Raw genomic sequence first — 23,031 nt, 5'->3', positions numbered from 1 at the left:
GAGTTAAGGTAAATTAAAGTAACTCTTTTTAACTAAAAATATACAGCTGAATTTAACTTATTGCGTACTTACTATTTGCATATAATGCTGTGGCTATAAATACAACGGTACAAATATAACGGTATAAATACAGCCTTAACCATTTACTAACGGCAGTGTTACGGTAAACACGACACCATTACCTTGCTCGTTGTTTTGCGCTGTTACACTGCCTTTATGGTAGTCGCACACCAGCCTTACAATATAAAGACCTAACCCCAAATGTGGCTGTTGCTGCATTTGCTGGCTACGTACCGACACCATAGAGTCAAAAATATGTTCAGTTAATCCTTCGGGTAACGCGGGGCCTGTGTTACTCACTGTTAATGTTGCTTTATTTTCGCTCTGCTTAAGGCCTACATTAATAGCCGTATTGGCCTCACTAAACTCCAGCGCGTTATTAATAAGTTTATCAAGCAGCTGAGCTATAAACTCCGGTGCACCTTGCATAGGTAATTTGTTTTGGCATACATCAAGCGTAAATAACTGGTTTGGGTAAGTAAGCTGATAGCCTTGCATGCAACCATTTATTACTTTTTGTAAATCAAAAGGCTCAGGCTCGTTGCTTTGAATACTTTGCTCAAGGCGAGTTGCTTCACTCATGGTGGTTATTATTTTACCTAAGCGTTCAACGCCTTCGCTGGCGCGATCGAGGTATTTTTGACTCAGCTCGTTTTGTGGCAAGCTTTGTAAGTTTTCGAGTGATGAGCGCACTACGGCAACCGGCGTGCGCAGTTCGTGGGATAACCGCGACGACATATTCTCTAAGTAATCGGTATAGCCACCAAGTCGGCTCACAATGTTTGAAAAACTACGAGACAGGTCGCCAATTTCATCGTTAGCGTCGCTGTAATTAATACTGCCAGTAACACGCCCTTGCGCATCAATTGCTTGTTCAGCTGTATCGCGCAGCCGCCTAATTCGGTTCGATATACGTGAGGCAAAAAAGAATAAAGTCACAGTACCAATTAGCATCACAGCTAAAATAACGTTAAACAGTTTTTCGAGTGACTTATTACGCAGCGTACGTACGCCGTTTGTGGTTTCCTCTGCTATTACTGCGCCAATTACTTGGTCTTGAATCCAAATAGGGTAAGCGGCCGATAAAATAACGGCTTTACTGTCGGGTGTTAATCGCCAAGACGATGCTGGTTGTCCTTTTAATGCTTTCGCTAAATGTGTGCCCTGCATAGAGGCTACATCGTGCAGGGTATCTAAAAACTCATTTTCGGGGCGCGTTAATATCTTATAGTAAATTGGGTGCAAGTAATTTTGCTCAAAGCGCTGCCACCAAGTTTCAGGTGCTTTATTAGCAAGCCCATCAGCCCATACGCCATCTGCATTTTGAATAGTACCCGACTGCGCAAGTACGCGATGATGGTTATCAACCACCCAAATGCGGCTACCACTGTGGCCCATGCCTTTTAAAATACGGCTAATTTCTGGAGAAGGGACTAATACTGAGCCTAAATCGTTTGGGTTATTTAAATTTGAGGTCGACATTATTTTAGGCTCGAGCAGTGCCTCTTTACTATCTACGTCAACAATAGCAAAGCCAAGTTTGTTGCCTAGCATGCTAATAGGAAAGCGCAGCTCTACGTTATAACCTGATTCGGTACTTTCAAAATAGCCCTGAATTTTTGTAAAAGGGGCTTTGGTATTTGCATCAAACGCATTAACCCAGCCATCTTGGCGTGGCGCAATTATATAGGTATTAAATTGGCCGTCAGGTGTTTTTAAGCCAATTTGTAAATAATCGTTATTGGTAATACTTAAGCTATTTTTAGCGCGATAAATAAGGGTATTGTCGGTGACTTTAAATACGGCGTATAAGTAGTTATCAAATTTTCCCACCATATGATCAAACGATAAGTCACTGGCTTGATGTTTGTTATCTGTTTTTTGTAAGTAGCGCTTGTCGTAATGCCAAAATAGCGGTTGATAGCTGTCCCAATCGTTAAGTTTACCGTCGAGCTGAATAGGGTTTTTAAGATTATAAGCGTATAAATCGCGGCCTTTTACTACTTGGTCTAAAAAGTTGGTTTGCTCGTCAAATAATGCGGGGCGCTCATGTAATGCGGTAGCAAGTGCTCGAGTGGTGCCTACGAGGGTTTTTTCTTGGCCTTGGCGTAAAAACTTTTCCATTTCCCATACGTACTCGTAGCCAAGCCACGGTAGCAAAAACAAAAAACATGAAAGTAATATAAATTTACTGCGCAGACCAAATCGTAGCATTAGTGTTGTTCCCACCTGTAGCCCATGCCATACACGGTATCTATGCAATCAAAGGTGCTATCGAGTGCTATAAACTTTTTACGAATACGTTTTACGTGTGAAGTAATGGTGCTGTCGTCTACATAAATTTTTGCATCGCTCATTAATTCGTTACGGCTTTTAACATGGCCAGGTCGCTGGGCGAGTGAATGCAGCATCCAAAATTCGGTTACGGTTAAATCAACTAATTGTTGCTGCCAAAATACCTGCATGCGTTGTGTGTCGAGCGTTAATTGTCCGCGTGTTATGAGTGCGTTTGCATCAGCAGGTTGTTCAAGTGCTTCCATTCGGCGAAACAGCGCACCAATACGTGCAGCCAAGTGAGCCAAGCTTATGTCTTTTGTTAGGTAGTCGTCGGCGCCCATGCGCAGGCCGCATACGGTATCTATTTCGCTATCGCGGGCGGTTAAAAAAATAATAGGCAGCGTTTTAGAAAGCGATCGCAATGTTTGGCACAGTAAAAAACCACCATCTATTTCATGGCCTAGGCCAATATCAACAATGGCTAAATCGGGCAGGGCATTTTTAAATTCAGCTTCTGCGCTGGCGCGATTTTCAAAGCCACTGACTTGGTAGCCCTGTGCGCTCAGCATTTCTATGTAGTTTTCGCGGATTGCGGGTTCATCTTCAACGATGGCTATTTTTTTCATCTTAATCATTATCCTATCGGCTCTGCTGTGCACTATATCGAAGTTTTTAAGCTAAGTACGCTTAAAAAGGCAATTGCCATTTTTTTGCCACAATTGCTCAGCAGTTTGCCATTTTTGATCCCCTTTGTTGCCACTTGAACTTGTTTTAATAGGTCCATCAAAACAAAACATCACAAATTAAAAAGTAAGTTTAAGGAGCACGTCATGAAGAAGACATTAATTGCATTAACACTCGTTGCTAGTTTTTGTACTCCAGCAATTGCCTCAAGATCTAACACGCCATCAAAAGAAGCCCATAAAGAAACGGCTATTGGACTAGGTGCAGGCGCTATTATTGGCGGCGTAGTAGGCGGGCCAATAGGTGCGTTTATTGGGGCATTTGCCGGTGGTTTAATAGGTGATTCAAAAGTAGCTGATAACAAAATTGCAGAGCAAGAGCGTGCAATTACGGTTATGAAAGAAAAAACCAGCGATTACCAACACGTGCTTAACCACAACAATATGTTAGAGCAACAGCTAGAAGTGCTTGCCAATCAAAATGAGCAGTTAACTCAAGTTCAAATTAATAACTTATTGGCGATGACGGTGCAATTTAAAACAGGTTCAAGTGTTATTGCCCCTCATTTTGCACTGCAGTTAGACCAACTCGTTACCTTGTTAAACAACCAACCACAACTCGCACTTGATTTAAGTGGCTTTGCCGATCAGCGCGGCGATGAGCAAGCCAACCTTTTACTTTCTAAAGCGCGTGTAAATGCCGTGCAAAGCTACTTAATAAAACACGGTGTGAGCCACAAGCGCTTAAGCACGCAGGCATTTGGCGAGCAGCAAACGTTGGCTAACAGCAACACGGTGGAAGATAACTTTTTTGATAGACGCGTAACGCTTACCACTCGCTCAATAAATCCAGTAAATGGCCAAACGGCGAGTAACTAAATCTAACTGAATCTAAGTAAAACAAAGCGTTCGATGGAGTGATTTTATGTTGAGTAAACCGACCAAAATGCTTACTAAAGTAAGCATTTTTATATTCATAGCGATTGTGCTGTTAGCGAGCTTTAAAAGCCATGCGCAATCACCCAAGTTAGAGCTTTTTGATAGCAATGGTGCGCCAGCAGGCCCAGCAATAATATTAAAAAGCGACGCCAATATGACCTTAACTGGCCTAATTAATCATGTTGTAGTAACGCAAACCTATCAAAACGAAAACCCGTTTGCGGTTAATGCGCGCTACGTTTTTCCATTGTCTGATGAAAGCGCCGTACATGCCATGACAATGCGTATAGGTGAGCGAGTTATTAAAGGCCAAATTGATAAAAAGGTAGAGGCCGAAAAAAAATACGAGGAGGCTAAAAAAGCAGGCAAGCAAGCGGCCCTTGTACGCCAACAACGTGCGAATATGTTTATTACGAATGTGGCTAATATTGGCCCCGGTGAGCAAGTGATTATTGAGCTTGAGTATCAAGAAATAATTGATTACAGCAGCGGTACATTCGCTATTAGATTTCCTACTACCATTACACCGCGTTATCACGCGATTAGTGGTGAGGTTGAGGTTAGTACTCAAAATCAAGCGCATGTTAATCCGCTCCCAACGGGATGGTTAAGCCCTGTTTACAGCATTAAAAGCAGTAATCAAACTGATAACGTACCAAGTAGCCAATTTAGCTTAAACATTGATATAGACGTAGGCTTAGAGCTGGTGGATATCAATTCTAAATTTCACAATGTTGATGTACAAAACACAGCATTTGGGCAATATAAAATAGCGTTAAATGAGACAAATGCAGTTAATCGCGACTTTTTACTTGAGTTTAAACCGCTGCAAAAAGAGCAAGCTCAGGCCGCATTTTTTACTCAGCAGTTTGAAAATGGTGACCGATACGGGCTTGCTATGCTTATGCCACCAGGGGATCACTTTACACAAACTCAGCGATTACCTCGCGAAATGGTATTTGTAGCTGATACGTCTGGCTCTATGCACGGGCAATCTATGGAGCAAGCTAAAAAAGCCTTGTTTTATGCACTGTCATTACTTGATAGCGACGACAGCTTTAACATTATTGGTTTTGACAACATAGTAACTCCAATGAGCGATAAACCACTTATAGCCAATGACTTTAATCTACGCCGTGCAGAGCGATTTATTTATAGCCTAGAGGCCGACGGCGGCACAGAAATACAAGGTGCGCTTAATGCCGTACTTGATGGCAGTCAGTTTGATGGCTTTGTACGCCAAGTTGTATTTTTAACTGATGGCAGCGTAAGCAACGAAGACGCATTGTTTAAAAATATTCAAAGTAAGTTAGGCGATAGCCGCTTATTTACAGTAGGTATTGGCAGCGCACCGAATAGCTTTTTTATGCGCCGAGCGGCAGATATAGGTAAAGGCTCATTTACGTTTATAGGCAGCACAAGCGAGGTGCAACCTAAAATGCAGCAGTTGTTTGATAAGCTTGCACATCCGGCTATTACTAGCTTGGCGCTAAGCGATGAAAGCGGTAATAGCTTAGATTTTTGGCCATCACCACTACCTGATTTATATTTTGGCGAGCCTATCATGGTCGCTATAAAACTTAATAATGCTAAAAATGTGGTACTTGCTGGGCAAACAGCACAAGGGCCTTTAAGTATTAAATTAAGTACACAAAATAGCTCAAGCGCTCAAGGTATAGCAAAACTGTGGGCGCGCCAAAAAATCAAATCATTACTTTTATACAACGAGGAAAGTGTAGTTAAAGATGAAGTACAGGAGCTTGCGCTTACTCATCAATTACTTAGTCCGTTTACTGCTTTTATAGCGATTGAACAAACTCAAATAAAAGAAGTGGCAGAGCAAACGGCGCAAGCTACTAATGCATTACCACAAAGTATGGCAATGCGTTTACCGCAAACCGATGGGCAAAGCAGGTTACATATATTACTAGGCTGTATTTTATTATTGGGATTTAGCGCGCTTAAAATAAATCGAGGGCTTAAATTAAGCAGGGCACGTAAATGAAAAAGTGGCTAAGCGCGGGTTTACTAATAGCTGGGCTTGGATTATTTGGTCACGGTGCTTATATGCAGGCAAAAGCATGGCTTGCTCAAGTATTAATTGAGCAAGCATGGCAAGAGGCGCTTAAATCACCCGGCACTAAAGTAAAACCGTGGTATTACGCCGACAGCTACGTTACTGCAAAGCTTAATTGGCCAAGCCATAATAAAACATTAAGTGTATTGGCTGGAGCGAGTGGTCGTAATTTAGCGTTTGCGCCAAGCCAATTTTTACCTGCAGGGGAGCTGGGCGGAAAAGAATTTGGAAACGAAAAGGGCGCGCTAATAGCCGGACATAACGACACCCACTTTGCATTTTTACAAAACGCAAAAGTGGGGGAGGCGTTTACTTTGCAACTTCAAAGTGGGGTGATACAAAATTATAAAGTAACGGGGATTGAGGTTATTCATCAATCCCAAAACTCATTTTTACAAACACCTGGGCTGTATTTGCTTACCTGTTACCCTTTTGATTCGCTTGCCTCGGGTACTGATTTAAGATTGCTTGTATCTGCGCAAATGTCTTCGCCCGATTCACTAAGCGGTATATCAACCACGAGCTCTTGATGGCGCTGGCTTACCATTACGCCAACAAATACCACAAATATGCTCAACCATTGCCAAACGTTGAGCACTTCGCCCAAAATAATAGCTGACAAAATAAGTGTAAAAATAGGAATTAAATTAGAGTACGCAGCAGCGGTTAATACCGATACCTTGCTAATTGCATAGTTGTACATGCCATACCCGCCAAGGGTTACACACGAGCCTAAATACAAAATGCTCATAAGCGCAGTTAAGTCGTGTTGATTTTCGCTTGGTAGGTCGATAAAAAATAAAAACGGCGCAAAAAACAAGCTGCCGCTAATACCTTGCAACGCAATTAAAGTCAGGGGCGAGTAGCGATTAGCTAAATGTTTAATACTTACGGTATAAAATGCAGCGCACACCATAGCCATAAGCTCTAAAAAGTTACCTAGTAACGGATTAGGTGCTTGGTCGGAACTTGGTGAAAGAAGCGTAAGTAAAATACTGCCGCCTATACACAGCGTAAAACCGACAACAATGGCTTTGCTTATATGCTCTTTAAGTAATACAAAGGCAAGCAACGCAATTATAATAGGTAAGCAAGAGACAATAACACCGGCCTGCGAGGCTGATGTGTATTCCATTGCATGGCCTTCAAATAAAAAGTATAAGCAAGGCTCAGCAAGCGACATACCCACTAAATACTTCCAGTCACCTTTTAAGTACTCAAACCGAATAACGTAGCGCCATAAACAAAGCGACAAAACTAACGTGGTGAGCATGCGTAAAAATATCACCAATGCAGGGTCGTAAATAGCAATGGCGTATTTGAGCGCAATAAAAGAGCTGCCCCATAAAAAGGTGGCAATAATTAAACATAAACTGGCAGGCATAGAGAGTAATTTACTTAATTTAATAAAATCAGATCCTAGCATGAAAATTTTTAACTTGTTCAAAAATACCGAGCTGGTATAAATTAATTCATCTTTAATTAATCAATAGTAAAAAGCACATGCAAAGGGAACAGGTAATAGTTGTAAAGCTTGGTACAAGCGTACTAACTGGCGGCACCGATAAGCTAGACAAAGCACATATGGTTGAATTAGTACGCCAATGCTGCGAGCTTAAAAAGCAGGGGCATCAGGTTATTTTAGTATCGAGCGGCGCGGTAGCTGCTGGGCGCGAACAACTATTAAAACCCTGTGGCAGAAGCTTAATTGATAAACAAATGCTTGCTGCAATTGGACAAGGTCAACTTATTCATATTTGGCAGAGCTTGTTTGCTTTATATGGGGTAAATGTAGGGCAAATGCTGCTTACTCGCGCTGATGTAGACGACAGAGAGCGCTACCTTAATGCCCGCGATACACTCACCGCACTGCTAAATTACGACGTTGTACCCATCATTAACGAAAATGACGCAGTCGCTACCAGTGAAATAAAAGTAGGCGACAACGATAATTTATCGGCACTTGTCGCTATTTTGGCTAATGCTAATAAATTATTGCTACTTACCGATCAAGAAGGGTTATTTACCAGCGATCCTCGCACAAATGCCGATGCCACCCTCATTGGCGAAGTAACACATATAAACGATGAGCTGCGCCAACTTGCTGGTGGCAGTGGTACAAACTTAGGCACCGGCGGTATGGCGACTAAACTGCAAGCCGCCGACATTGCAAGGCGCGCAGGCGTTGAAGTTATTATTGCTAAAGGCGCAGGTAAAAACGTTATTTTAAAATGCATGAGTGACGAGTTACCAGGCACGCGTTTTTTAAAACTCACCGCTCCAAAAGATGGCCGTAAAAAATGGTTACTAGCCGGGCCTAAAAGTACCGGCCAAATTGTTATAGATGCAGGTGCTATTGGCGCCCTTCAAAATAAAGGCGCAAGCTTACTTGCTAAAGGCGTTACTAATGCATTTGGACGTTTTGAACGCGGTGATTTAATTGATTTAATAGATAATAAAAATCAAGTAATTGCACGGGGCTTAACGCGCTTTAGTAGCATCGAGGTAAATAAAATAAAGGGTGCGCATTCTAGTCAAATAGGCCAGTTACTCGATTACGATAGTGGTGCAGAAGTATTGCATCGCGACGACTTAGTATTACTTTAATACCTATTCTAAAGGATTAGTTAATAAGTATTACCTCATAACTTAGTAAATTCATGAGTATTGTCTAGACTAATAAAAGTTTAATTAGTTTAGGCAGTGTAATGAAGGCAAATAAGTGTGGGCACGAATGGATTATTAAGCTTACCCAGCAAGAGGAAGAAAGTGATTTAGATAGCGCATTAATACAAATAATTAGCGACTTGCTCGAAGTTGATAATTTTGCTATTTACGTCAATAAAAACTTTTCAGCCCCTATACCCCCTACTCTTATTAATCCAAATAGTAATTTAGAGCAATTAAGCCCAGATGAAGCATCATTATTATTACAAAAGGTCACTCAAAATAAAATTAGGGTGAGCTATGCCTTTAGTAGCACAACAAGTTACGTGCCTATTTATCATTTTGGAAAAGTAGTCGGCACTTTATTAATAGAAACCGAGCAAGAATTACCAGAACGAATAACTATGTTAGCTGTACATATTTTAAATATTTATGCTAATCAGCTTGGGCTATTATATAAGTCGCGGTTAGATCCACTTACAGAGCTTTTAAATAGGCAAACATTTGATAAAAAAGTAATTGAGATTGTATCGGGTAACGGTTTTTTGTTACCAAGAAATGATAACAATAAAAAGCGACGTTGGTATTTAGCTATTGCCGATATCGACAACTTTAAAAATATTAATGATAACTACGGGCATGTAATTGGCGATGAGGTTATTTTACTTGTTGCACGGCTACTAAAAAATAATTTTAGAATTGAAGACTATGTATTTAGGTATGGTGGTGAAGAATTTACTATGTTATTTCAAGCAGAAACAGAGGGTGATGCACATGTTGCACTTAACCGGTTACGCCTTAATGTTGCCCAATACCCTTTTCCACAAATTGGCCAATTAACCATTAGCATTGGTTTTTTAGAGTTAGTGAGTATTGATACTGTATCGAGTATTGTAAACCAGGCTGATTTAGCGCTTTACTACTCTAAAAATACTGGCCGTAATAGAGTTACCTCCTACAGTGAATTAGAAGTTAATAACGAACCAAAGATAGATAACAGTATTGAGCTTTTTTGATTGTAAATTTGTGCTAAAATCTGGCTCCTTAAATTGTTGTAAGCAGAGCACAGAACATGAAATTAGTTCGTTGGTTTTTAGGTTGTATAATCTTATTCTTTAATTTTGTATTTACTCCTCGCAGTAAAAAGCGTGCAAGCGACGAGCAAGCACAGCTTGATCAGCAAACCTCACAATTTAAACTGTACCAATTTAAAGCATGCCCGTTTTGTGTAAAAGTACGCCGCGCTATTAAGCGCGAAGGCTTAAACATAGAAACGCGTGATGCAAAAAATAATGAGCAATATCGTCAAGAGCTTCTTGAACAAGGCGGCAAAGTTAAAGTGCCTTGCCTGCGTATAGAGCAAAACGGTCAAGTACAATGGCTGTATGAATCAAACGATATTATTGCTTACTTAAACAAAGTAGCTGCATAAACCACTTTTATTATCTCACTTATTTAAAGAGAATTTACCATGACAATTCGCACCCGTGTTGCCCCGTCGCCAACTGGTGACCCGCATCTTGGCACCGCTTATATCGCCTTATTTAACTACTGTTTTGCTAAACAACAAGGCGGTGAATTTGTACTTCGTATAGAAGATACAGACCAAGTACGTAGCACGCCAGAGTCGGAACTTGCGATAATGGATAGCCTACGTTGGTTAGGGCTTGAGTGGGATCATGGTCCTGATGTGGGTGGCGAATTTGGTCCTTACCGTCAATCTGAGCGTAGCGATTTATACAAAAAATACGCGCATCAGTTAGTTGACGATGGTAAAGCGTTTTACTGTTTTGCAACAAGCGAAGAGCTTGATCAAATGCGTGAAGAGCAAATGGCAGAAGGCTTGCGCCCTAAATACGACGGTCGTGGTTTAAACCATACAGATGAAGAAATTAAAGCAAACTTAGCGGCAGGCAAACCTTACGTTATACGTATGAAAATCCCAAGCGAAGGCACATTTAAGTTTAACGACTACCTACGAGATGAAATTGAGATCCCGTGGGAAAACGTAGACATGCAAGTGCTTTTAAAAGCGGATGGTTTCCCAACGTACTTTTTAGCGAACGTAGTTGATGACCACCATATGCAAATTAGTCATATTTTCCGTGGCGAAGAGTGGATTAACTCAGCACCTAAGTTATTAAAACTTTACGAAGATTTTGGTTGGGAAGCGCCGGTACTTGGTCATTTACCATTGCTACGTAACCCAGATAAATCAAAGCTATCTAAGCGTAAAAACCCAACATCTATTAATTACTATAAAGAAATGGGTTACCTGCCAGAAGCCGTGCTTAACTATTTAGGTCGTATGGGTTGGTCAATGCCAGATGAGCGTGAAAAGTTCACACTTAATGAAATGATTGAAAACTTTGACATGAAGCGCGTATCGCTTGGTGGCCCAGTATTCGACGTGGATAAATTAAGCTGGTTAAACGGCATGTGGATCCGTGAAAATCTAACCGACGAGCAGTTAATTCAGCGCTTTGTTGATTGGAAGTTTAACGGTGAAATGTTAGCTAAAGTATTACCAGAGGCTAAAACGCGTATTAATACCCTTTCGGATATGGTTGAGCTGGCAGGGCACTTTGTAGGTGGTATTCCAACTTACGATCCTGCGCTATTAACAGCTGGTAAAGCAGACGAAAACGTAATACGCCAAGCCCTACAATTTTTTGTATGGCAGCTTGAAGGCTTACGTAGCTTTGATAAGCCCGCTATTTTTGCAATTGCAAAAGAAGTGGCTACATTCCACGAGCTTAAAATTAAAGACTTTTTAGAGCCAATTTTTGTCGCAATTACAGGCAAAACATCAAGTACGTCAGTGCTTGATGCAATGGAAATATTAGGCTCTGACTTATCACGTGCTCGTTTACGTGTAGCGCTTGCTCATTTAGGTATTTCTAAAAAGCAGGCTAAAAATATAGAGCGTGCGTACCGCGAATACCCAAGTGCATAATTGCTAAACAATGTACTTTTAAAAGCCGAGCTTAGTAAAATAAGTTCGGCTTTTTTGTTTCAGGCTGTTTAGCTATATGACATCGTATTTTGATGTTTTTTAACTAAAGTATTAGTACTTAGCCCAATGATACAATAGGGAATATAAAATCATAGGAGGCAGTATGATTGCACCTGTAAAAAACAAAGCCATTTTTAGCAGTAACACATTTTCGATAAACCTTGTTACTTACCCAACCAATCATAGCGTAATGAACCATATTGACCCTGTGCAGCAAGGGCGCTATTACAAGCTCAATTTTGTATTAGAGAAACGGGGTATTTAAATGCTCAAAATGCATTATAAATTTATTTAATCGCGTGTATTTGTTCAGACCCGATAAGTACGAACACAGCGTATCTAAAATCGAGTCTGGAAAGCGTGTGCTACTGAGCTTTGCGCTTAATATATAATTTGCACTTTTACTTATTAATAGTCGTAGGCCTGTCCGGTGCATAAAACAGATAAGTCGCAGTACGATACAGAGGTTTCACTACAGGAATTGATAGTAAAAGCATTTCCGCCTTTGCGCATAGCATCAGCTTTAAGTAAATCAATCGCGTTTGATTTAGAGCGATTGTAACTTACATTATTGCTGCCCATGCCGTCGCCATCACAGCTTTCACCTTCTATTCGCCCTAAAAGTGTTGCGCCACTTTCGTGTGCTTCTTGGTCGCTATAAAATTGCTGTAAATCTCTTTTATTAACGTATGTGCCAATTTCTTGAGATAAAACACCGTTGTCTATATCTGTATGATAAGTCATTCCTGAACAACCAGTTATTGTGGTCAGCACTGTTATTGTCATTATAAAACGTAGCATATTTATTAGTCCTTTAATTTATTATTTAAAGTAGTAAATTACTAATAAAATCAAATGCTGGCAATGTTTGCTAATGGGTAAATTGTTAGCATTTGTAAATGTATTTAGATTTTACTGAGCATAGGGTAAGTAAACAAAAAGAAGTGGCAAACATTAACTAACCAATGGCACATAATGGCCCACTCTAAGCGCTGCGTTTTATAAAAAATATAGCCATATCCTAAGCCTGTAATAAATGAAACCAATACATAGTTAAATCCTCCTGCAAAATGTGCCAAAGCAAACACTGCTGCTGTCATTATTGGAGCAAGTAGCGCTGGGCGAGTAGATGTGATTATTTGGCTAAGTTTGGTTTGTAATAAACCTCTAAACAAAGCTTCCTCAGCTACACAGGTAAATAAAAGATTAATAGCAATAAAGGCTAACCAAAAGTTGGGCACTTTTGGGTTAAAGCTTACAAGTCCAAGTGTTAAAGCCGCAGTGAGCGAAGCTAAAACAGTAGTAATAATTATAAAAATAGGTTGTTTAACGTTTAATGGGCCTGCTTTATTAGAGTCTGCTTTTAAATTTTTTTTATTCGAATAAAAGTAAGCACAAAGGAATAAACCAGCCATAGCTTTATCAAAATTAGCATAAAGGGTAAAAGCAATCGCATCGCTTGTAATACGCTCATCTATAACAATAGGGAGGTTATTAAAACCAGGCACCCAATGAAGTGCTAATGCCAGTGAGGAAATTATAAAAACAGTACCTAAAATAGCGCGTATTATTGCCCGCTTTGCATTTAGCACACAGTAGTATAAAACAACGTATAGCCCAGTGCTGAGCAGAGCATACAAATTTATATAACCTTGAAAATACCCACTTAGAACACTTAAAGCCATTAAGTAGTGCCAAAGGGGTTGCCGCATTATTGATATTTTGCAGTACGGAAATACACATATAATTGATAGCGCTAATAAATAAAAGGTCATTGTTTTTTATTGCTCTGTTTTATTTAGCAACTAATCTAACAGATTCGACCTCTCAGTATTTTTTTTCTGGTAATATAGATAGGTTATAAGCAGTTTAAGCAGTGAACAAACTATGTTAAGTCCTTTTTTTCAGCAGCATGCTGATTATGTTTCTATCTCTCGTGAGCAAGGTTGTCGATTCGCTAAATGCGTTGCTGATGATTACAATCCACTTCACGACAAAGATGCCAAAAAGTTTTGCGCGCCAGGAGACTTACTTTTTTCATTGGTACTAGACCGCTACGGTATTAGTGAACAAATGGAATTTACTTTTGCCGGTATGGTTGATGAAAACACCAAACTACATTTCCCTGAGGGAGCCGATGAGTTTGATGTTACCAATGGCGAAAAAGTAATTTTAAAGGTAAAGCGCAGCGGTAAAACCAGCCAATGCCCAGCACTAACTAATAGTCTAATAAAAAATTATGTTGAGTTTTCTGGTACTACCTTTCCGCATGTAATTATCCCATTAATGGGCAAGCAAGAGGTAATGATAAACCCTGCTCGTCCGATGGTAATTTACGAATCAATGCTTATTAATCTTGATAACCTTGATATTACAGCACCAGAACTTGAGTTTGCAGAGCCTAGTTTTGAGTACGCCGGCAAGCGCGGAAAAATTACACTACGTTTTAACCTGTTAGAAAACGGCGTTAAAGTGGGTTTTGGTGAAAAGCACATGGTGGTTTCGGGTATTCGTGAATATTGCCAAGCAACAGTTGACGATTTAATCGCGTTTTACAACGAACGTAAAGCGACGTTAAAACCCGCTTAAAGCTACATTAAATTATTAAAAGGCGCTAAATACACTGTTATTTAGCACCTTTTTTATTGGTTTTAAGAGTACAGCTAGATTAGCCGAGGGATTAAATACTTTTCTGGACTGGTTAATTTACGCAGTACAGTAATATGCGTACAATAGCGCTCTTTGTTATTTTAAAGCTAAGCCTATGTCTGCCACTACGTTCTCATCACTTAATCTCGACCCGTTATTATTAACAGCGATTGAGCAAAATAATTACACTCAACCTACCGCAATTCAGATTAAAACTATTCCGCCTATTTTAGCCGGAAGTGATGTAATGGGCAGCGCGCAAACAGGTACGGGTAAAACCGCCGCCTTTGTTTTACCTCTATTACATAAGCTTTTAAATACCCCTAAAAAAGATGAGCAAGGCCTTGCCCGCGTTGTAATTTTAACGCCAACACGAGAGCTTGCTCAGCAAGTATTTGCCAGCTTTGAAAAGTATGCACAAGGCACTAACATTAATGGCGCTTTAGCCTATGGTGGTGCAAGTATTGGCCCTCAAATAAAAGCACTTAAAACAGCACAAGTTATAGTGGCGACACCAGGGCGTTTGCTTGATCATATAGTTAAAGGCAGCGTGGTACTTTCAAGCGTAGACTCTTTAGTGTTTGACGAAGCTGACCGTATGCTTGATATGGGCTTTATTGATGAAATTAAACGTATATTGCGCCATATCCCGGGCGATCGCCAAACTCTACTCTTTTCGGCTACGTTTGATGACAGCGTGTTTGAACTCAGTAAAAAACTACTAAAAAACCCAGAACTAATTGAAGTTGATAAACGTAACTCAGCTGCGGTTGAAGTAGAGCAAGTTATTTACGCTGTTGATGAAGACCGTAAGCGCGAACTTGTATCGCACATGATTGGCATGAAAAACTGGCGCCAAGTGCTTATTTTTACTCGCACAAAACAAATGGCTGATAAGCTCGCTAAAGAAATGTGTAAAGATGGGTTAAAAACCGAATCAATCCATGGCGATAAATCGCAAGGCGCACGTGACCGTGCATTGCAAAACTTTAAAGAAGGTATTACACGCGTACTTGTTGCAACCGATGTCGCTGCGCGTGGTTTAGATATTTCTACACTTAGATACGTAATTAACTTTGAACTACCTTACATTGCCGAAGATTACGTGCACCGTATTGGCCGTACAGGTCGTGCTGGTGAACAAGGACTTGCTATGTCGCTGGTGAGTCTTGATGAGCAATGGCTGCTAGAAGAAATTGAAGTACTACTCGATACGCGTTTAACGCCGCAGTGGTTAGAAGGTTACGAGCCAGATCCTAATAAAAAGCCAAAAGATAATCGTAAAAATACTAACAAGTCGCGAAAAGATCGCGATAAAAAACGCATCACTGGTAAAAGAGAGCCAAGTAGACGTCGTAAATAATAGCTTTTACTTTGCTTTTTTGCCTATACTGGAGCTATTAAATAGCCGAGGTAAAGTTAATGTTTGAAACTGATAAATGGGCATTCTCTGGTGTTGATGGCCAAATATCTTTGCATAAATGGCAAAAAACAATCGACCTTATTACGGGGCTTTTTTCAGCCCCATCTGGTTATATAGTTCAGGCAACAAGCAAAGGCTATCGCGTTGTTATTAGAAGTAACGAAGGTGGCTCAAGCTTTGAAACCAACCCGATACTTCCTCCTCAAACACCTCTTTTTTGTCGGCACGTCGCTGAAACTAATAATATTTTATGTTAATGATGCAAGCAATAACGATGCATGGAACACCCTACCAGAAGTAGTTGAGGACGGTGTTGAATCCTACTTAGGTTTACCTATTCATTGGCCAGAAGGTGAAGTATTTGGCACGCTATGCTTAAAAGACACTAAAATAACTAGCTATACCGATGAATACTTTGAGCTCATAGAGCAACTACGCGATTTAATTGAAGACGACCTAGCACTTGTTTACAGCTATGAACAAATGCGCGAAATAGCCATGTTAGACTCATTAACGAATATTTATAATCGCCGAGCACTTAACTTACTAGCTCAGCAAAAGCTTAATTTAGCGCTACGCTTAGGTTTTGACGTGTGTTGTTTGTTTATTGATATAAACGACTTTAAAAAATTAAACGACACCTTTGGTCATGAAGTAGGTGACAAAGCCTTAATTATTTTGGCGGATACGCTAAAAAACCATTTAAGGGATGCCGACATAGTAGGGCGTTTAGGTGGTGATGAGTTTGTTGCAGTAATGCAATTAAGTGATAAAAGCAAAATTAACTACATTATGGATAAAATTTCGACTGAGTATACAAATGCTTTACTAAAAGAAGGTGTTTGCGATTTATCGCTCAGTATTGGTTATAGTTTTACAAATAAACAAAAGCAGCCCTTTGAAGCGCTATTAAATGATGCCGACCACGCAATGTATAAAAATAAACAAGCGTATAGGCTCGCTAAAAAAGCACAATAATAAAAGGAAGTTCGTCATGACTCATGCCACAAAAACTTGGCTGGTTTTTTCTGCGATAGGTTTTATTTTTTCATTAGCAATAATAAGCTTATTTGAAGCGCTTCCTAGCATTAGATTTATATCTGATGAGGGAATTATTTTTGGTGTTATGTGCTCCTCTATGGGGTTTGCCTTAAAAAGGCTTGAGAGTAATAACCAAAAATAGCTTCAATGAATAGCTTAAGCTGCAAATTTTTACTTGTACTTATTAATTTATTTTTCAAAGTACGGACATAAAAAAGCAAGCCATGAGGCTTGCCAAGAAGGGTGTTAATTAGCTCTAACCTAGCCTTTAAGCTATTAGTTTTTCGGCTAGGTTTAATTCCATAATGGCTTTTAATAAACGGTATAAGTTAATTGACGCGTCAATTTCTTCTTTACGGTTTGTTAAGCTTTCAATATTTAAGCCCAGCGGTACATCTAAATGAGCACAGCTTTTAAGTATTAAGTCGAGGTTTTCGCGGCAAATACGGACCGATTCGCTTAATGTATTGTCTGCATCGAGCATGCGCCATTTAGTTGCCTCTGGCACTGAGATACCCAACCATTGCATAAATTCTAAGGTTTTTTCGCCGCCGCACGGGGTAAACGTTAATATAATACGTTGTGGTGCAATACCCTGCGCTTTACATGTACGTGCGTAGCTAGTGATTAGCTCTATAGTAGCTTGTGCATCGTAAACAGCTTGCGATATAAAAAACTGACAACCTTGTGCTGTTTTTTCTATTAATCGTTCGTGCTCATTTCGTTTACTTGAATGGCGCTCGGCAATCGTAACGCCACCTAAAAAGAAATCATCTGATTGCTCAGCCATCGCTTTATAAGCATCTGGCAGGCTTAGCTTTATATCGCCTATCGATGATGGGCTACCTACTAAAACAACATTTTGTAAATCGTAGTCGTTTTTAGTTTCACTTAGCCAATCTTTAAATTCGCCTACACCACGCTGCGCCACACTTTTATAAGTAATCACATCTTGTGCAGATAAATTACGAAGTAAATGGCTGTATTCACGCGGATCAACGGTTTGTTTAAACGCAAATGGACGGTCTTGATTAGTTCGGCTGCTTTCGTCTTGAATGTCGTAAATTATCACGCCGTCGTATTCAATTTCGTGTAAGCGACCTAATAGCTTTTCTGCAATGGTTTTTAATTGCGCTTTATCGGTGCCAATTTTAGGCGGGGTAGTACCAATAAGATAAACACCTTGGTTGGTGTCCACTATCTTCTCTTTTAGTGATAAAGCCATAATCCTCATTCCAGCTAAGTTTGTTTTGATGGATTTAATATAGCAGCCATTTAGACGTCTAGATAGATTTATTTAATGAAAGTTTTTCAATTAACATGATGTTTATTCATAGTGCTTGTTCCCATAATTTATAATTGACACAGTTGTTTACATAATAAATCCCCTTGGGACTCTTATATTTATTGGCTTTGGGGCATAATTAAAGAGTTAAATCTGACAACAAATTTGCTCAATTTAAAAAGGGACAACAATGAAATTTAAATTATTAGCAACCAGCTTAGCGGTATCGCTGGCGTTAACAGGTTGCACCATGCAACAAAACCAAAGCACGCAAACAACAGCACAACAAGAACAAGTAAATAAAGCTGATGACCGTGTTTTTTCACAAGATTACTTAATTGAAGAGCTAGAAAACGGCTTGCGTGTCATGGTTGTTAAAACCGATTACCCTGATGTCGTGTCGCTACAAATTCCGGTATCGGTTGGATCGCGTAACGAAGTTGAAGAGGGCAAAACAGGCTTTGCTCACTTTTTTGAACACATGATGTTTAAAGGCTCACAAAAATACCCTGAAGATGTGTACTCAGACATATTAAAAAATTCAGGTGTTGATAACCGCGCTTATACAACAAACGATTATACAAATTACCATTTAAACTTTTCGAAGCAGCACCTTGATAAAGTACTTGAGCTTGAAGCTGATATTTTTCAAAACTTAACCTACACCGAAGAGCAATTTAGAACAGAAGCACAAACGGTAAAAGGTGAGTACTTAAAAAACAACGCGAGCCCAATTCGTAAATTATTAAGCGCTGTACGCGAAGAAGCGTTTGATAAGCACACGTATAAACACACCACTATGGGCTTTTTTAAAGACATAGAAGCCATGCCTGATCAAATGGCCTATGGTAAAGAATTTTTTGCTAAGTTTTATAAGCCTGAGTATGTGTCACTTGTCATCGTGGGCGATGTAGACCCACAAGCAACAATGGCAATGGTTAAAAAGTATTGGGGCAGCTGGAAAAAGGGTAACTATGTTGCTGACATTAAAGCAGAACCTGTTCAACAAGCACCAAAATATTTGCACCAGCAAGATGAAGCGCTACCAGGGCATTGGTTACTCGTATCGTACAAAGGCGCTGCGTGGGAGCCTGCTAAAAAAGACAGAGCGGCGCTTGATTTAATCTCACAGCTTTATTTTTCAAATAATTCAGATTTATATCAAGAGCTAGTGGTCGACAAACAAATTGCCAGCCAAATGTTTACCTATAACCCAGAGACCAAAGATCCGGGTTTATTACACGTATTTGTTAAAGTAGAAAACGCAGACGATTTAGCCACTGCGCGCGATGCCATTAACCGAACTTATGCAAAAGCACGCACTGAGCTTGTTGATGAGCAAAAGTTGAGTGATTTAAAATCGAACCTTAAGTACAGCTTTATTAATGGCTTAGATTCGTCGCAAGCGATTGCATCAACCCTTGCAAGCTACATGCATTTTGAGCGCGATCCTGAGGTAATAAACCAGCTGTATAAATCGGCAGATAACATCACCAGCGCAGATATTAAAGCCGTTGCTAATAAATACTTTACTGATAACGCACGTACCACATTAACAATGTCGGCACTTGATAAAGCCCCAGGTTTTGAGCAAGAAGTTGATTTAAATGCGCTTACTGCAAAACTTGAACAAGCATCTGCGGCACCTGCATTTAAAGTGCTTGATAAAACGAATAGCTCGCCATTAATTGATGTTAACTTTTTATTCAATACCGGCGCGGCTGCCGACCCTCAAGGCAAAAAAGGTGTTGCAGCGCTCACTGCGGCTATGCTTGCACAAGGTGGCTCAGAGGCGACAAGCTATAAAGATATTCAAAAAGCACTTTATCCGCTTGCAGGTAGCTTTGGTTATCAAATAGATAAAGAAATGCTGTCGTTTCAAGGGCGTATTCATAAAGACAATGCAGCGCAGTGGTATTCACTTGTGAGCGATCAATTATTAAACCCAGGCTTTAGAGACGATGACTTTAAACGCCTTAAAAAAGAAATGATCGATGGTATTAAATCAGGCTTAAAAGCATCTAACGATGAAGAGCTAGGCAAAGAAGTGCTATACAGTGCACTTTACAAAAATCACCCTTACGAAAGTTACAACTACGGTGATATTTCGGATTTAGAAGCGTTGACGCTAGATGATGTTAAAGCGTTTCATAACAGCGAGCTTACGCAATCTAAACTCACGATTGGCTTAATTGGGGCTGTGCCTGCAAACCTTAAAGCTAAAATGATGAGCGATTTTGCAACGCTACCAAAAGGTGAGCAAAGCCGTTTAAGTATTCCTGATGCGCCAGTGCTTAAAGGTCATCATGCAACTATTGTAGAAAAGTCAGCGCAATCGACGGCTGTATCGTTTGGTTTTCCTATTGATACAATAAGAAGTAGCGAAGACTGGACAGCCCTTTGGCTTGTGCGTTCGTACTTTGGTGAGCACCGTAGTTCTAACAGCTTTTTATATGAGCGCATTCGTGAAGCTCGCGGCATGAACTATGGCGATTACGCATACATTGAATACTTTCCACGTGGTATGTTTCAAACCAAGCCAGATGCAAACCTAGGGCGCTCAGAGCAAATATTTCAAGTGTGGTTACGCCCACTTCGCTCTAATAACGATGCGCACTTTGCAACTCGTACCGCCTTGTTTGAGCTAGATAAGCTAATTAAAAATGGTATGAGCGAAGGTGATTTTGAAGCTACGCGTAACTTTTTAATTAACTTTGTGCCGCAAATGGTTGCAAGTCAAAATCGCCAATTAGGTTACGCGCTTGATAGCGAATTTTACAACACAGATAGCTTTGTAAGTTACGTAACTAATAAACTTAAAACGCTAACGCTTGCTGATGTTAATCGCGTTATTAAAGAAAACTTACAAACAGACAATGTTCACTATGTATTTATTACTGGTGACGGCGCTGATATGCAAAAACGTTTAGCATCGCAGCAAACATCACCAATGGTTTACAACACCGATAAACCTGCCGAATTAGTGGCTGAAGATAAAGTGATTGCTGATTATAAATTAGCAATTCCTGCAAAAAATATTGAAGTGATGAAAGTCGATAAAGTATTTCAATGAAGGTTTAAATAGTTATAAATTAAGATAATTTAAATGCCCCATACATTGGGGCATTTTTATATTTTGAATAATTTTTTAGTAATATGTATTTTTTGATAAGGTTAAAAGCCGAAAGGAATTAGTATGTTTAAATTTTTAAATAAACCTCTTAATGTCTATCTTTTTATAGTAGCTTTTTTTCTAATAATTGGTTTGCCATATATTATTAAATTTGGTTTTGGTTTTTGGGATACACAATCCGAATGGGGGGTAATGGCGACATACTTCGGTGGAATGTTAAGCCCTGTTCTCGCGTTTTTTACAGTTATAATTTTGATTCAAACAAATGGAAAAAACCAAAGAGCACATAGGAGTGTTCTTCGTCAAAATGCAAGGCATCATCAACAGGTTGTTTCACAAGTAGAGCAGCAATTATTTAATAGCCTTTTTGCTCAATTAGCTAGCGATCTAGAGAAAAGTGTAGAGAAAAAACTAGAAAGTGATTCAAGTTACTTTACTAAGATTACAGATGAATTGTGTAACATACCATTTATTGGAACAGAACTTGATATTGATAAGTTCTATTCGGAGCAAGCAAGTAAAATAATTAAGAGCGAGAAGTATCAGGGGATATTTGAAAAAGAGAGTGAATTACTTGCTCTTTTATTTGAGGAAGTGATAGAGCTTGCAAAAAAAAGCGGACACTTTCAAGAAATTACAGGTAAGTATTTTTATCGCTTACGAGGATATCTAACTAAAGAGCAATCTTTTTGGATAAATGTTTATGCTGAACAATATTGTGAAAATTATAAAAGCCTTAAAAAGTATCAATGGGAGGATATGAGATATTTCCCTTCATTTGAGAACCCACAAAAGTTAAAAGATAAAATAGATTCTATTTAAGATGTTATATCTAATAACCAGAACAAATAACTAAGGGATTAACACCTTAGTGGTTAAATCCGTTAGACTTGGGAAAAGGCTATTTTATATCAACTTAAGGCAGTGCAGTATTATGCGTCATGCAATTTGGCAACAGCTTCGCGACGAAGCTAACGATGTAGTAAAACGTGAACCATTATTAGCAAGTCATGTTTATTCATGTGTTTTAAATCATGATTGTTTAGGTTCGGCATTGAGCTTTATTGTTGCTAATAAGTTGGCTGATGCGGTGGTATCTGCATTCACTATCCGAGAGCTGTTTGACCAAGCATTTGTAAAATGTGACCGTATGCTATCTTTTGTTGCTGAGGATATTAAAGCGGTAAAAGACCGCGATCCGGCATCAGAAACCTATCTTACGGTTATATTAAATCTAAAAGGTTTTCATGCTATTCAGGCGCACCGTTTGGCTAATTGTTTGTGGCAACAAAATCGCAAAGAGCTAGCGCGCTTTATTCAAAGCCGTAACTCTGAAGTGTTTGGGGTCGATATTCACCCAGCATGTAAAGTGGGTAAAGGCATTATGTTTGACCACGCAACCGGTATTGTTATTGGTGAAACAGCGGTAATTGAAGATAACGTATCAATTTTGCAATCTGTAACGCTTGGCGGTACAGGTAATGAGCAGGGCGATCGTCATCCCAAAATTAGAGCGGGCGTATTAATTGGCGCGGGTGCTAAAGTACTGGGTAATATTGAAGTAGGTGAGGGCGCACGAATTGGCGCGGGCTCAGTTGTGCTTAGCAATGTTCCACCACACACAACCGCTGTTGGCGTACCCGCTAAAATTATTGGTCGACCGGATTGTGAGTGTCCGGCGCAAAGTATGAACCAAAACTTTTTAGCAAATCCTGAGCCTGAAAACGAATCGCACACGAGTGCAATGCTATAAGTAATTAAAAATAATAAAACTTAAAAGG

The 23,031-nt window shown here is 39.7% G+C and carries 21 protein-coding genes and 1 pseudogene; 16 read left to right on the top strand and 6 right to left on the bottom strand.

Going from position 1 to position 23,031, the window contains the following annotated elements:
- Positions 1 to 135: 135 nt before the first annotated feature.
- Positions 136 to 2,274, bottom strand: coding sequence for a proteobacterial dedicated sortase system histidine kinase (gene pdsS, locus ABX891_RS14540; protein WP_354629785.1), 2,139 nt, complete (start codon positions 2,272 to 2,274; stop codon positions 136 to 138).
- Positions 2,274 to 2,963, bottom strand: coding sequence for a proteobacterial dedicated sortase system response regulator (pdsR, locus tag ABX891_RS14535; protein ID WP_197098138.1), 690 nt, complete (start codon positions 2,961 to 2,963; stop codon positions 2,274 to 2,276). Before pdsR ends, pdsS begins: the two co-directional genes overlap by 1 nt.
- A gap of 204 nt (positions 2,964 to 3,167) precedes the next feature.
- On the opposite strand from pdsR, the gene pdsO reads away from it, so the two are divergent.
- The 3 genes from pdsO to ABX891_RS14520 are packed head-to-tail and all read left to right on the top strand — an operon-like array spanning position 3,168 to position 6,566.
- Positions 3,168 to 3,899: a sortase-associated OmpA-like protein PdsO gene (pdsO, locus tag ABX891_RS14530; RefSeq protein ID WP_354629784.1), complete on the top strand. Its 732-nt coding sequence runs from the start codon at positions 3,168 to 3,170 to the stop codon at positions 3,897 to 3,899.
- A gap of 46 nt (positions 3,900 to 3,945) precedes the next feature.
- Positions 3,946 to 5,964: a marine proteobacterial sortase target protein gene (locus ABX891_RS14525; protein WP_354629783.1), complete on the top strand. Its 2,019-nt coding sequence runs from the start codon at positions 3,946 to 3,948 to the stop codon at positions 5,962 to 5,964.
- Entirely contained in the window at positions 5,961 to 6,566 is a 606-nt protein-coding gene (locus ABX891_RS14520; RefSeq protein ID WP_197098132.1) for a class GN sortase, read from the top strand. The genes ABX891_RS14525 and ABX891_RS14520 overlap by 4 nt, the downstream gene beginning before the upstream one ends.
- On the opposite strand, the gene ABX891_RS14515 is transcribed toward ABX891_RS14520, so the two are convergent.
- Positions 6,461 to 7,420, bottom strand: a complete 960-nt coding sequence (locus tag ABX891_RS14515; RefSeq protein WP_354630142.1) for a DMT family transporter — start codon at positions 7,418 to 7,420, stop codon at positions 6,461 to 6,463. The two genes, ABX891_RS14520 and ABX891_RS14515, sit on opposite strands and share 106 nt — an antisense overlap.
- 119 nt (positions 7,421 to 7,539) lie before the next feature.
- On the opposite strand from ABX891_RS14515, the gene proB reads away from it, so the two are divergent.
- The 5 genes and pseudogenes from proB to ABX891_RS14490 all read left to right on the top strand — a co-directional run bounded on the left by proB (position 7,540) and on the right by ABX891_RS14490 (position 12,111).
- Complete coding sequence (gene proB, locus ABX891_RS14510; RefSeq protein ID WP_197098131.1) at positions 7,540 to 8,643, top strand: glutamate 5-kinase; 1,104 nt, start codon at positions 7,540 to 7,542, stop codon at positions 8,641 to 8,643.
- Positions 8,644 to 8,744: 101 nt separating this feature from the next.
- Positions 8,745 to 9,719 carry a GGDEF domain-containing protein gene (locus ABX891_RS14505; protein WP_354629782.1) on the top strand — a complete coding sequence of 325 codons (975 nt, stop codon included), beginning with the start codon at positions 8,745 to 8,747 and terminating at the stop codon, positions 9,717 to 9,719.
- Between the two features lie 56 nt (positions 9,720 to 9,775).
- Positions 9,776 to 10,135, top strand: a complete 360-nt coding sequence (locus ABX891_RS14500) for a glutaredoxin family protein (RefSeq protein WP_077535797.1) — start codon at positions 9,776 to 9,778, stop codon at positions 10,133 to 10,135.
- A 39-nt stretch (positions 10,136 to 10,174) separates the two neighbouring features.
- Entirely contained in the window at positions 10,175 to 11,659 is a 1,485-nt protein-coding gene (gene gltX / locus ABX891_RS14495) for a glutamate--tRNA ligase (protein ID WP_002961608.1), read from the top strand.
- 163 nt (positions 11,660 to 11,822) lie between these two features.
- Positions 11,823 to 12,111, top strand: a pseudogene (locus tag ABX891_RS14490) (2OG-Fe(II) oxygenase).
- A gap of 16 nt (positions 12,112 to 12,127) precedes the next feature.
- Here ABX891_RS14490 and ABX891_RS14485 read toward each other — a convergent pair.
- Together ABX891_RS14485 and ABX891_RS14480 are read right to left on the bottom strand one after the other, a co-directional pair.
- Entirely contained in the window at positions 12,128 to 12,520 is a 393-nt protein-coding gene (locus ABX891_RS14485; protein WP_354629781.1) for a hypothetical protein, read from the bottom strand.
- Positions 12,521 to 12,624: 104 nt separating this feature from the next.
- Positions 12,625 to 13,404, bottom strand: a complete 780-nt coding sequence (locus ABX891_RS14480) for a CPBP family intramembrane glutamic endopeptidase (RefSeq protein ID WP_354629780.1) — start codon at positions 13,402 to 13,404, stop codon at positions 12,625 to 12,627.
- 202 nt (positions 13,405 to 13,606) lie between these two features.
- On the opposite strand from ABX891_RS14480, the gene ABX891_RS14475 reads away from it, so the two are divergent.
- From ABX891_RS14475 to ABX891_RS14455, 5 genes are all read left to right on the top strand, one after another.
- Complete coding sequence (locus ABX891_RS14475) at positions 13,607 to 14,308, top strand: DUF3581 domain-containing protein (RefSeq protein WP_197098123.1); 702 nt, start codon at positions 13,607 to 13,609, stop codon at positions 14,306 to 14,308.
- Positions 14,309 to 14,483: 175 nt separating this feature from the next.
- Entirely contained in the window at positions 14,484 to 15,731 is a 1,248-nt protein-coding gene (locus ABX891_RS14470; RefSeq protein WP_182672962.1) for a DEAD/DEAH box helicase, read from the top strand.
- A 59-nt stretch (positions 15,732 to 15,790) separates the two neighbouring features.
- Positions 15,791 to 16,048 carry a hypothetical protein gene (locus tag ABX891_RS14465; protein ID WP_354629779.1) on the top strand — a complete coding sequence of 86 codons (258 nt, stop codon included), beginning with the start codon at positions 15,791 to 15,793 and terminating at the stop codon, positions 16,046 to 16,048.
- Complete coding sequence (locus ABX891_RS14460; protein WP_354629778.1) at positions 15,969 to 16,769, top strand: sensor domain-containing diguanylate cyclase; 801 nt, start codon at positions 15,969 to 15,971, stop codon at positions 16,767 to 16,769. The genes ABX891_RS14465 and ABX891_RS14460 overlap by 80 nt, the downstream gene beginning before the upstream one ends.
- 16 nt (positions 16,770 to 16,785) lie before the next feature.
- Positions 16,786 to 16,974, top strand: a complete 189-nt coding sequence (locus tag ABX891_RS14455; RefSeq protein ID WP_039484956.1) for a hypothetical protein — start codon at positions 16,786 to 16,788, stop codon at positions 16,972 to 16,974.
- Between the two features lie 126 nt (positions 16,975 to 17,100).
- On the opposite strand, the gene ABX891_RS14450 is transcribed toward ABX891_RS14455, so the two are convergent.
- Positions 17,101 to 18,057, bottom strand: a complete 957-nt coding sequence (locus ABX891_RS14450) for a methylenetetrahydrofolate reductase (protein ID WP_197121206.1) — start codon at positions 18,055 to 18,057, stop codon at positions 17,101 to 17,103.
- A 250-nt stretch (positions 18,058 to 18,307) separates the two neighbouring features.
- Here ABX891_RS14450 and ABX891_RS14445 point away from each other — a divergent pair, with 250 nt between their 5' ends.
- The 3 genes from ABX891_RS14445 (at position 18,308) to cysE (ending at position 23,003) form a co-directional block, all read left to right on the top strand.
- A complete protein-coding gene (locus tag ABX891_RS14445; RefSeq protein WP_354629777.1) occupies positions 18,308 to 21,190 on the top strand; it encodes a M16 family metallopeptidase in 2,883 nt (960 codons plus the stop codon).
- 123 nt (positions 21,191 to 21,313) lie between these two features.
- The gene (locus ABX891_RS14440) at positions 21,314 to 22,072 is read left to right on the top strand and encodes a hypothetical protein (protein ID WP_354629776.1); all 759 of its coding nucleotides are present in this window, start codon (positions 21,314 to 21,316) and stop codon (positions 22,070 to 22,072) included.
- A gap of 112 nt (positions 22,073 to 22,184) precedes the next feature.
- Positions 22,185 to 23,003: a serine O-acetyltransferase gene (cysE, locus tag ABX891_RS14435; RefSeq protein WP_002958786.1), complete on the top strand. Its 819-nt coding sequence runs from the start codon at positions 22,185 to 22,187 to the stop codon at positions 23,001 to 23,003.
- Positions 23,004 to 23,031: the final 28 nt, after the last annotated feature.

It is taken from the genome of Pseudoalteromonas sp. NCIMB 1079 (assembly GCF_040567695.1).
Classification (GTDB): Bacteria; Pseudomonadota; Gammaproteobacteria; order Enterobacterales; family Alteromonadaceae; genus Pseudoalteromonas; species Pseudoalteromonas distincta.
Note: the sequence above shows the minus strand (reverse complement) of the source record. Positions and strands in the feature narration are given on the sequence as shown.